Origin of the sequence: Pseudonocardia hispaniensis, from assembly GCF_042658695.1 — a bacterium.
GTDB classification, from domain to species: domain Bacteria; phylum Actinomycetota; class Actinomycetes; order Mycobacteriales; family Pseudonocardiaceae; genus Pseudonocardia; species Pseudonocardia hispaniensis.
Genome location: NZ_JBHSQW010000041.1, coordinates 21419 through 32140, shown reverse-complemented (window position 1 = coordinate 32140; position 10722 = coordinate 21419). Strand labels below are relative to the sequence as shown.

Genomic DNA, 10722 nt, shown 5'->3' with positions numbered 1-10722 from the left:
AGGCGAGGACCTGGAACCTCAAGGACCGATCGAGACCGAGGCCGCCCGCCGCCTAGCAGACGAGCATCAGGACTGATCTCCCGGGTTCCCCAACACTCTCTGAGCGGCGCTCGCCCGAGGCGTACCCATGGCGGCCGCGTGACGGCGCTGCTGCGGCGTGGGGATCTCAGCGTCACCGAGGTCTGTTTCGCGACCGATCAGGAATCGAGAAGCGCGGGCCGCCGCACCGCACCTAGCGTGACGGTCATGGACCTCACCATTTACCAGGCCTTCCTCCCGCACGACGACCCGGACGCGGCCATGGGCTTCTACCGCGACACCCTCGGCTTCGAGGTCCGCAACGACGTCGAGTACGGCGGGCTGCACTGGATCACGGTCGGCCCCGCCGGCCAGCCCGGCACGTCCATCGTCCTGCATCCGCCCGCCGCCGATCCGGGCGTCACCGACGACGAGCGCCGCACCATCGCCGAGATGATGGCCAAGGGCACCTACGCCGGCATCAACCTGGCCACCAAGGACCTCGACGGCACCTTCGCGCGGCTGCAGGCCGGCGACGCCGAGGTCGTCCAGGAGCCGACCGACCAGCCGTGGGGTGTTCGTGACTGTGCCTTCCGCGATCCCGCGGGCAACCTGATCCGCATCTTCGAGGTGCACTGAGCCGTCCGGCGATCGCCCACCCAGACCGCGAGGGCGGCCCGCTTCACAGATGGGGAGAGAATGAGCACGGCCACCAGGACGCACACGCAGTCGCCTGCGCTGCACGTCGCCGACAGCCACGATCTGATCCGCGTGCACGGCGCACGCGAGAACAACCTCAAGGACATCAGCGTCGAGATCCCGAAGCGCCGGCTCACGGTCTTCACCGGTGTCTCCGGCTCGGGCAAGAGCTCGCTGGTGTTCGGCACGATCGCCGCGGAGTCGCAGCGCCTGATCAACGAGACCTACAGCGCGTTCGTGCAGGGCTTCATGCCCACCGTGGCCCGGCCCGACGTCGACGTCCTCGACGGGCTGACGACCGCGATCATCGTCGACCAGGAGCGGATGGGCGCCAACGTCCGCTCCACGGTCGGCACCGTCACCGACGCCAACGCGATGCTGCGGATCCTGTTCAGCAGGCTCGGGCAGCCGCATATCGGCTCGTCGCAGGCGTTCTCGTTCAACGTCGCGTCGATCAGCGGCGCGGGCGCGGTCACCGTCGAACGCGCCGGGAAGAAGACGAAGGAGCGCCGCGAGTTCAGCATCACCGGCGGCATGTGCCCGCGCTGCGAAGGCATGGGCAGGGTCTCCGACATCGACCTGACCCAGCTCTACGACGACTCCAAGTCGATCAACGAGGGACCGTTCACCATCCCGGGTTACAGCGCGGAGGGCTGGTACGGCCGCATCTACCGTGACTGCGGTTTCTTCGACCCGGACAAGCCGATCCGCGAGTTCACCACGCGCGAGCTGAACGACCTGCTCTACAAGGAGCCGACCAGGATCAAGGCCGAGGGCATCAACGTCACCTACGAGGGTCTGATCCCGAAGCTGCAGAAGTCGATGCTGTCCAAGGACCGCGAGGCGCTGCAGCCGCACGTCCGGGCCTTCGTGGACCGCGCGGTCACCTTCACCGTCTGCCCCGAGTGCGACGGCACCCGCCTGTCCGAGCGCGCCCGCTCGTCGAAGATCGACGGCATCAGCATCGCCGACGCCTGCGCGATGCAGATCAGCGACCTGGCCACCTGGGTCCGCACCCTGCACGCACCAGCGGTGGCGCCGCTGCTGACGGCGCTGGGGGAGACCCTCGACTCGTTCGTGGAGATCGGCCTGGGCTACCTGTCGCTCGACCGGCCGTCGGGCACGCTGTCCGGCGGCGAGGCCCAGCGCACCAAGATGATCCGCCACCTCGGGTCGTCGCTCACCGACGTCACCTACGTCTTCGACGAGCCGACGATCGGCCTGCACCCGCACGACGTCCAGCGGATGAACGACCTGCTGCTTCAGCTGCGGGACAAGGGCAACACCGTGCTCGTCGTGGAGCACAAGCCGGAGGCGATCGCGATCGCCGACCACGTCGTGGACCTCGGCCCGGGCGCCGGCGCCGCCGGGGGCGAGGTGGTGTTCGAGGGCACCGTCGAGGGGCTGCGGGCCAGTGACACGGTCACCGGGCGGCACCTGGACGACCGCGCCCGCCTGAAGCCGTCGGCGCGGACCCCGGCGGGGGTGCTGCCGGTGCGCGGCGCCGACACCAACAACCTGCAGGACGTCGATGTGGACATCCCGCTCGGGGTGCTGGTCGTCGTCACCGGGGTGGCCGGTTCGGGTAAGAGCTCGCTGATCCACGGCTCGGTGTCCGGGCGGGACGGGGTCGTGTCGATCGACCAGGGCGCGATCCGAGGCTCGCGGCGCAGCAACCCGGCGACGTACACCGGCCTGCTCGACCCGATCCGCAAGGCGTTCGCGAAGGCCAACGGGGTGAAGCCGGCGCTGTTCAGCGCCAACTCCGAGGGCGCCTGCCCGACCTGCAACGGCGCCGGGGTCATCTACACCGACCTGGCGATGATGGCGGGCGTCGCGACCACCTGCGAGGAATGCGAAGGGAAGCGGTTTCAGGCCTCGGTGCTGGAGTACCGTCTCGGTGGCCGCAACATCAGCGAGGTGCTCGCGATGTCGGTGACCGACGCCTCGGCGTTCTTCCGCGCCGGCGAGGCACGCACCCCGGCCGCACGCGCCATCCTGGATCGGCTCGCCGACGTCGGGCTCGGCTACCTGACGCTCGGCCAGCCGCTCACCACCCTGTCCGGCGGCGAGCGGCAGCGGCTCAAGCTGGCCACCCACATGGGCGCCAACGGTGGCCTCTACGTCCTCGACGAGCCGACTACGGGACTGCATCTCGCCGACGTCGAGCAGCTGCTCGGACTGCTCGACCGGCTCGTCGACTCCGGCAAGTCGGTGATTGTCATCGAGCACCACCAGGCGGTCATGGCGCACGCCGACTGGATCATCGACCTCGGGCCCGGCGCCGGGCACGACGGCGGCCGGATCGTCTTCTCCGGCACGCCTGCCGACCTCGTCGCCGCCCGCTCCACCCTCACCGGCGAGCACCTCGCGGCCTACGTCGGCACCTGACTCGGCACCCGACCGGGCCGTCGCGGTGCCCAGCGTCGGTTCCGGGTCCGGTCGCGGCCCGGAACAGGGACTCGACGGATGTCGGTGGACCGCTTGATAGGCAAGCGTCGACTTGCATATGCTCGCGGCGTGGCCGATGTGTACCACGCTCTGGACGACGAGACCCGGCGTCTCGTCCTCGACGAGCTGGCGGCCAGCGACGGTAAGACCCTGTTCGAGATCTGTTCACTGCTCACCACGCGGCATGGCCTCGGCCTCACCCGCCAGGCGATCTCCCAGCACCTCGGCGTGCTCGAAGCGGCTGGTCTGGTCGTGACGGAGCGGCGCGGACGTTCGAAGTTCCACTACTTCAACCCCGGACCACTCGCCGAGATCACCCGGCGATGGCCCGTCGACGAGAGGACCGATCGATGAGGATCAACCTGACGAGCGTGTTCGTCGACGACCAACACGCGGCCCTCGCCTTCTATACCGACGTACTCGGCTTCACCAAGCGCCGGGAGATTCCACTTGGCGGCGCCTCGTGGCTCACCGTCGTCTCACCCGAATCGCCCGACGGCCCGGAGCTGCTCCTGGAGCCGTCGAGCCATCCGGCCGTGAAACCCTATCGGGATGCGCTGGTCGAGGACGGCATTCCACTCGCCCAGTTCGAGGTCGACGACGTCGAGTCCGAGTACGCTCGGCTGTCCGAGAAGGGCGTCGTGTTCACGCTGCCGCCGACGGATATCGGCACCGCCGTCGTGGCCGTCTTCGACGACACCTGTGGCAACCTCATCCAGCTCGTCGCGCCGAAGCCGGACGCCGCTCACGGACCGCCGCGTTCAGCCGACGGCGGCGCCGAACCACGTGGGTAGCCGACCGAGCAGATCCTGCTGAGCGTCACCGACCCATGCCACGTGGCCGTCCGGCCGCAGCAGCGCCGCCGGTACGGCCAGTTCCTCGCTGACGTCGACGACGTGGTCGACCCGATCCGCCCAGCCCGCCACCGAGAGCCGGCCGGTCTGGTCGAGCAGCAGCCCGCGGCCCTCGTGCATCAGCCCGTAGAGACGCCCCCGCTTCAGTTCCACGTCCCGCAGCCGTCGGCCGAGCAGCTCGTGGCCCTCGCCGAGGTCGTACCGCACCCCGATCGCCGTGATCTTCTCGATCAGGTACCGGTTCACCTCCTCGAAGTCCATCAGCTCCGCCAACAGCCTGCGTACCGCCCGGGGGCCCGGCTCGAGCGAGATCAGCTCGGCCTGCGCGCGGGTGTTGTTCAGCACGTCGGCGGCCACCGGGTGTCGTTCGGTGTGGTAGCTGTCCAGCAGCCCCTCCGGGGCCCAGCCGGCCACCTCGGCGGCCAGCTTCCAGCCGAGGTTGAACGCGTCCTGGAGGCCGAGGTTGAGCCCCTGCCCGCCCAGCGGCGGGTGGACGTGCACCGCGTCGCCGGCCAGCAGGACCCGGCCGACCCGGTAACGCTCGGCCAACCGGGTAGCGTCGCCGAAGCGGGACAGCCAGCGCGGTGAGTGCGCGCCGAAGTCGGTGCCCGCGATCACCCGCAGCCGCTGCGTGAGCTCCTCGAGGGTCGGCGGGACGGTCCGGTCCTCGGCCACCCCCTCGGCGGGCACGACGACGCGGTACACCCCGTTCCCGAGGGGCCCGACGCCGAACCCGTGCTGGGTCGCGCGCACCTCCGCGACGACGGCGGCGACCGTCGCCGGATCATCGGTCACCATCACCTCGCCCAGCAGCCATTCGGCCCTGGCGGGCTCGCCGGGGAAACCGACGCCGAGCAGCCTGCGCACCGTGCTGCGGCCGCCGTCGCAACCGACGAGGTAGCGCGTGCGCAGCTGCGCGCCGTCGGCCAGCTCGACCGTCACCCCCTGGTCGTCCTGGCGAAGCCCGACCAGCTCGCAGCCGCGCCGGAGCTCGGCACCCAGCTCGGTGGCGCGTTCGGCCAGCAGGCGGTCGGTGATGGTCTGCGGGATGCCGAGGACATACCCGTGTGCGGTGTCCAGCCGGTCCGGTGGCGGTGTGCCGATGCCGGCGAAGAAGCCACCCACCGGGTATTTCGTGCCGTGCGCGAGGAACCGATCCAGCAGGCCGCGCTGGTCCATCACCTCGATGCTGCGCACGTGCAGGCCGAGCGAACGGACAATTCTGGTCGGCTCCACATCCTTGTCCAGCACGAGTACCTGCACACCGTGCAGCCGCAATTCGCCGGCCAGCATCAAGCCGGTCGGTCCGCCACCGGCAATGATCACGTCGAACATGTACCCCCCATCCGTCCGCAGCACCGGCTTCGGCCGGAGATTCTGCGGCCCGACCCGGGTCTTGCCGCAAGACCCACAGCCCGCTATACGGTGAGAGGGGCACGACGAGGTGACATCTGTGCCCGGCGCAGCGTCGCCGGGGCCGACCTGCGAGGCCGGTGGAATCCGGGCCGGCCGAGCGCCCCTCTTCTGAGCCGATAATCTACGTTATGACAAATCCAGGGTTCGGCCGTATCCCCCGGTCGGCACGGCCTGCGCTGCGCCCGTTCCGGTCCCGATAACGTAGGTTGCCCCATGATCGAGGCCCCGCCTCGCGTCCGCTCTCAGAAAGGTCCGTCGTGGAGTTCCTGCGGCTGCTCTTGGTCTTCCTTCACTTCATCGGCTTGGCGGTGTTGATCGGAGCGTTCGTCGCTCAGGTGTCCGGGCGGCCCACGGACGGTGGGTTCACCGTCACCGCCGGGATGTGGCACGGCGCATTGACCCAGCTCGTCACCGGTCTGGCGTTGGTCGGCCTGCGCGAGGCGGCGCTCGATCTCCCGGTCGACAATGCGAAGATCGGGGTGAAGTTGGTGGTGTTGATCGCGATCCTGGTGCTCGTGATCATCGGGCGCCGCAGGAACCTCGCCCCGGGCGCCTTCATGGCGATCGGCCTGCTGTCGGTCCTCAACGTCGGTATCGCGGTCTTCTGGGTGTAGCGGCCCCGCCGACGGCAGCGACGCGTCTGCCGTGCCACCGCCGGGGGCCTCGGCGATCCGGGCTCAGCGGATCGCGCGCAGCGACTCCCGTAGCGACCCGAGCGTGGCGGCAATCGCGGTGGGCTCGTACCCGCAATGTGCCATGCAGTTGGCGCAGCGTGGATCGCGGCCGCGACCGTAGGAGTCCCAGTCAGTGGTGTCGAGCAACTCCTGGTAGGTCTTGGCGTAGCCGTCGCTCATCAGATAACAGGGCTTCTGCCAGCCGTACAGGGAGTACGACGGGATTCCCCAGGCGGTACAGGAGAAATCGACCTTGCCCTCGAGGAAATCCAGGAAAAGCGGTGAATGGTTGAGCCGCCAGCGCCTGCGGCGACCATCGGCGAAAGCCTTGCGGAACAGCTCCCGGGTCTCCTCGACGCCCAGAAAATGTTCCTGGTCGGGCGCCTTCTCGTAGGCGTAGGCAGGCGAGAGCATCATTCCATCGACGCGGAGCTCGTCGTTGAGGAAGGTGAGGACATCGATCACGGTCTGTGGCGTGTCGGTGTTGAAGAAGGTGGAGTTCGTGGTCACCCGGAAGCCGCGCCGCTGCGCCTCCTTGATGTTGTCCACGGCCTGGGCGAACACGCCCTTCTTCGACACGGAGGCGTCGTGGCGTTCCTCGAGCCCGTCGATATGCACGGCGAACGACAGGTAGGGAGACGGCCGCAGCTTGTCGATTTTGCGCGGAATCAGCAGCGCGTTGGTGCACAGGTAGATGTACTTCTTGCGCTGGATCAGCCCCTCGACGATGTCCTCGATCTGCGGATGCATGAGCGGCTCACCGCCCGCCAGGCACACCACCGGTGCCCCGCACTCGTCGACCGCGGCAAGCGCCTGCTCCACGGGCATGCGTTGCTTGAGCACGCTGGCCGGGTGCTGGATCTTGCCGCAGCCCTCACAGGCGAGGTTGCAGGCGAACAGTGGTTCGAGTTCGAGAGTGATCGGGAACTGTGTGCGGCCGGCCATCTTCTGCTTGAGCAGATATATGCCGATCTTGATGGCCTGACGGACCGGGATGCCCATCTCAGCTAGTCCCTTCTAGGCAGAATGTGATTCCGCAGATCGAGATGTCGCGACGGCGAGGGGTAGAGGCGGCCAGCGTGAATTAGCTGTACCACACCGACGGCCGACCGGCGAGACCGTTCGCCGGGAAGGATCTCCCCAACCGCTGATCAGAACGGCACCCGGTGCCGGATCACGGCGTTCAGCCATCGGGTGGACGCGGGCGCGAACGGACGTGGCTGACCGCGGCGATGAGGGCGGCCGCGACTTCGCGGAGTTTGACGTTGGTGTGCTGCGAACGGCGTCGCAGTAGCTGGAACGCCTCTTCCGCGGTGATGTGGTACCGAGCCATCAGGATGCCGAGAGCCTGATCGACCGTGGCGCGCGAGGTCAGTGCGATCTCCAGGTGTCGGATGCGATTCGTGCGCTCGGCCAGGCGACCGGCCAGCGCAGCTCCCAGGGCGATCGGGTCCGCGAGCCGGGGCCCCCGGCGAGCGTCGGCGAACGTGTGCGGGGCCGGCGCGTAGAGGGTGATCACCCCGATCGGGCGCATCCCGATGACCAGAGGCATCGACAGCACCGCACAGACGCCCTCGGCGCGGCACAGGTCGTTGAACTTCGGCCACCGGGAATCGGCATCCGTCTTGGGGATTTCCACGGGTGCGGCGTTGCGCAAACAGGCCAGAAGGGGTCCATCGCCGAGGGCATGCTGAATCGCCGCCAGCCGCTGCGCGATCTCATCGCTGTAGCCGACCCAGGTCGGCGAGTCCGGTGTCATCCGGACGGTGATTCCCGACGAGATCGCGGGGGTGACGTCGACGGCGATCCGCGCGGCCCCGGTCAGGTACTCCTCGATGTCGTTCGCGACAAGGAGGAGTCGCAGCAGGTCAAGTCCGATATTCCCGAGTTCGGATTCGGGATCGGGAGCAGGAGTCTTGGGCACGACAGCGCCTCCAACCGTAGAACTGCGCACCGCCCCCCGCGGGTCGCAAAGGACCAGCAGGGTGAGTCCCTGCCGGAGGCCGGTTGTCGGGTCCCGGGCGGCGCACGCATCAATGGTCGCGGTGGACGGGCCACTCAGCCACCGCGACCGGATCCGGACCGTGCCTTCCGTCGCCCGTGGCCTCGCCGGTGGGTCTCGGGTCCTGATCCAGACCTCGACCCGCCCGCCTCGGCGACGGTGCGGTCGGCACGATTCGCCCGGTTCGTCACGATATGAATGACATCGGAACGGTCGATGGCCGTTACGGCTCCACTCCGACGCTCCGGCCCCGCGTCGGCGTATCGTGAGGACACAAACGTTCGGCACGTTCGGCACTCGGTCATGCACCGTCATTCGGGCCCCTGCTCCGCGCGGCGGTCGTCGCACCCGCTGGGTGGACGCGGTGTGATGGTGATCGGCCGACGCTCGGACTCGATCGGGGGGCATTGGAGGGTTGCACGAGGCGACGGCCCGATTTAAGGTCAATCGCGGTTGGACCACTAGCCGGAAATGCCAGCGTGCGCGGGCGGCAGTGGTCTTTGACCCTGTTCTCACTCCGCTCTGCACGCGTTATTGCGTAAGCCACGGGGAGCGGTGGATGGCGATACTCGATCGACATACACGCGGCGCGAGCACGGACCCGACCGAGCTGATCATCAGCTCCGTTCAGCCGGACCGCGACCATGCGCTACTGACCGTGACCGGGGGGCTGGGCAGTGCGGCGACAGCCGAGCTGGCCCAACGCGTGGAGGGATTGCTCGTCGGCGGCGCCCGATATCTCGTGGTGGACCTGTCGCAGGCACAGGGAATGCACCCAGAGGTGATCACGCTGCTCAGCGCGACAGGTCGGCGGCTGATGGCGGACCGGGGTTGGTTGAAGCTGAGTGGGATAGGCCCGGCGGTGCTGGAGGAACTCGACGAGGCGAGTCTGCCGGACCTGTTCGCGCTCTACCAGGCAGCCGTCGCTCGGAGCGGTCCGAATGGCGCACGGTCCAGGGGTACGGCGCAGCACTGTGTCGCATGAGGACCCTCTCGACCCGCGGAAGGAGATGAAAGTCAGCCGTGCGGTGTCGCCGTCCACGGCATGAGGCGCGTGCCTCCGAACCACAGCACTCGGCAGGAGGATGGGATGCAGCAGACCATTGATCGTGACCGAATCCACTCCCCCTTATCTGAGATCCCCACGCCTCGGCCGACGACTCCGTCATCTCGGCGAGTGCGCAGAACCGACGAGCCGGACGAGCTCCTCGACATACGGTTGCACGCCCCGACGCCCGGCGTCGTGATCGTGTGGGCCGCGGGCCGAGTGACCGGGACGACGGCGCCACAGCTGGTCCTGCGAACGGGCCAGCAGTTCCACCGGGCCCCGCATGTGATCCTCGACCTGTCGGGGGTCGAGGATCTCGACCGGGACGCCCTTCAACTCCTGGGAACCTTGCCCGAACGAGCCCGCGCCGCAGCCACACAGCTCCACATCGCGGGCGTCGAGCACGAGGCGATGGCCGGGCACCTGCGTCATCTCGGGTTCGAGGAACAACCCACCCCAGCCCCGGCGGCGGCGGTGCTCGCCAGCCTTGCCGGGCCGGGCCGGCGGCGGTGGGAGATTGCGGGATGAGCATGGAGCCCGCGGTCGAGCGGACCGAGCTGTCGCTGCGTCGGACCGAATGCCCCCCGTTCAGCGCTTCCGGCATCGCCCGCCAGGTCGCGGAGGTCGTCGACCCGCTGGCCGCACGCTACCGAGGCTGGCCGGAGCCGACGATCAGGCGGATCCTGCAGCGGAGCTGGCGGCAGGCTTTCGGTGCACCGCTCGAAGGTCCCGTCCTCGACTGGTGCGCTCAGGCCATCGAGACCGGACGGCCATGGCAGCGGGCGATGTGGGGAACCGGCCCCGACTAGCCACTCGCCGCCACGGCATCCGTGTTCACCGGGCGGGAATCCTCCTGGTCAGGGCGAACGTGGGCGACACACAGGTGCGGTTCGACGAACGGCGTCAGACTGCTCGTGCTGGCCGGCGTCCCCAGCTCGGCCAGGGCGCCCTGGAGCAGGCCGAGGTGCAGTGAGCACGCCACCTCCGGGTACTCCGCCGCGATGGTGCGGAACGGGCAGGCGTGCAGCCGGATCTGCCACTCCGCACCCGTGTCGGTCAGTTCGGGGTCGAAGCCGAGTTCGGCGAACAGCCCGCTGATCGTCGCGGCGGACTCCGACACCGTCGGGAGTCCGGAGGGTGGCGGTGTCAGTCCCTGCTCCCGCGCCACCGCGCGCCCGGCGTGTTCCGCTCGCCGGGCGCGTTCCTCCACGCTGTCCCCCCAGTACCGGGCCAGGACCCCGGCGAGGAACTCGTAGCCACGCCGGGCCGAGGCGACCTCGGCCCCTGCGCTGGCCGGGGTGTAGAGCAGCCGTGGGCGCCCTCTGCGCCGGGCTCGCTCGCGGTGGCGCCTCACCAGCCCGGCGTCGCTGAGGATGTCCAGGTGGAACCGCACCGTGCTGATGTGCAGGCCGGACACCGCCGCCAGCTCCCGGGCGTCCAGCGGCCGCTCCCCCGCGCGCAGCGCGTCCAGCAGCCGCACCCGGCTGATCCCGGCCAGCGCTCCGTGGGTCCGGTGCCGATCGGCCACCTCGTTCGTCCTCACGACCGCTAGCCTATTAG

The 10722-nt window shown here is 69.1% G+C and carries 12 protein-coding genes; 8 read left to right on the top strand and 4 right to left on the bottom strand.

Features of this window, described 5'->3' with window-relative positions; all coding sequences use genetic code 11:
• Positions 1-246: 246 nt before the first annotated feature.
• The 4 genes from ACFQE5_RS20175 to ACFQE5_RS20160 all read left to right on the top strand — a co-directional run bounded on the left by ACFQE5_RS20175 (position 247) and on the right by ACFQE5_RS20160 (position 3962).
• On the top strand, positions 247-657 hold the full coding sequence (locus ACFQE5_RS20175; RefSeq protein WP_379587253.1) for a VOC family protein: 411 nt from the start codon (positions 247-249) through the stop codon (positions 655-657).
• Between the two features lie 60 nt (positions 658-717).
• Positions 718-3108: an ATP-binding cassette domain-containing protein gene (locus ACFQE5_RS20170; protein ID WP_379587251.1), complete on the top strand. Its 2391-nt coding sequence runs from the start codon at positions 718-720 to the stop codon at positions 3106-3108.
• 129 nt (positions 3109-3237) lie between these two features.
• Positions 3238-3522, top strand: coding sequence for an ArsR/SmtB family transcription factor (locus ACFQE5_RS20165; protein ID WP_379587249.1), 285 nt, complete (start codon positions 3238-3240; stop codon positions 3520-3522).
• Positions 3519-3962, top strand: coding sequence for a VOC family protein (locus ACFQE5_RS20160; RefSeq protein WP_379587248.1), 444 nt, complete (start codon positions 3519-3521; stop codon positions 3960-3962). Before ACFQE5_RS20165 ends, ACFQE5_RS20160 begins: the two co-directional genes overlap by 4 nt.
• Here ACFQE5_RS20160 and rox read toward each other — a convergent pair.
• Positions 3930-5357, bottom strand: a complete 1428-nt coding sequence (gene rox, locus ACFQE5_RS20155) for a rifampin monooxygenase (RefSeq protein WP_379587246.1) — start codon at positions 5355-5357, stop codon at positions 3930-3932. The two genes, ACFQE5_RS20160 and rox, sit on opposite strands and share 33 nt — an antisense overlap.
• Positions 5358-5695: 338 nt before the next feature.
• Between rox and ACFQE5_RS20150 the strand changes: the two genes are divergently transcribed.
• On the top strand, positions 5696-6052 hold the full coding sequence (locus ACFQE5_RS20150; protein WP_379587244.1) for a hypothetical protein: 357 nt from the start codon (positions 5696-5698) through the stop codon (positions 6050-6052).
• 63 nt (positions 6053-6115) lie between these two features.
• Here ACFQE5_RS20150 and hpnH read toward each other — a convergent pair whose 3' ends face one another.
• Positions 6116-7114, bottom strand: coding sequence for an adenosyl-hopene transferase HpnH (gene hpnH / locus ACFQE5_RS20145; RefSeq protein WP_379587242.1), 999 nt, complete (start codon positions 7112-7114; stop codon positions 6116-6118).
• A gap of 181 nt (positions 7115-7295) precedes the next feature.
• Positions 7296-8036 carry an ANTAR domain-containing protein gene (locus ACFQE5_RS20140; protein ID WP_379587241.1) on the bottom strand — a complete coding sequence of 247 codons (741 nt, stop codon included), beginning with the start codon at positions 8034-8036 and terminating at the stop codon, positions 7296-7298.
• Positions 8037-8673: 637 nt separating this feature from the next.
• On the opposite strand from ACFQE5_RS20140, the gene ACFQE5_RS20135 reads away from it, so the two are divergent.
• The 3 genes from ACFQE5_RS20135 to ACFQE5_RS20125 all read left to right on the top strand — a co-directional run bounded on the left by ACFQE5_RS20135 (position 8674) and on the right by ACFQE5_RS20125 (position 9971).
• Positions 8674-9099 (top strand): STAS domain-containing protein, encoded by a 426-nt coding sequence (locus tag ACFQE5_RS20135; RefSeq protein WP_379587239.1) that lies wholly within the window; start codon positions 8674-8676, stop codon positions 9097-9099.
• Positions 9100-9291: 192 nt separating this feature from the next.
• On the top strand, positions 9292-9690 hold the full coding sequence (locus tag ACFQE5_RS20130) for an STAS domain-containing protein (protein ID WP_379587237.1): 399 nt from the start codon (positions 9292-9294) through the stop codon (positions 9688-9690).
• A complete protein-coding gene (locus ACFQE5_RS20125; RefSeq protein ID WP_379587236.1) occupies positions 9687-9971 on the top strand; it encodes a hypothetical protein in 285 nt (94 codons plus the stop codon). The genes ACFQE5_RS20130 and ACFQE5_RS20125 overlap by 4 nt, the downstream gene beginning before the upstream one ends.
• Here ACFQE5_RS20125 and ACFQE5_RS20120 read toward each other — a convergent pair.
• Positions 9968-10705, bottom strand: coding sequence for a helix-turn-helix transcriptional regulator (locus ACFQE5_RS20120; protein WP_379587234.1), 738 nt, complete (start codon positions 10703-10705; stop codon positions 9968-9970). The two genes, ACFQE5_RS20125 and ACFQE5_RS20120, sit on opposite strands and share 4 nt — an antisense overlap.
• Positions 10706-10722 lie beyond the last annotated feature (17 nt).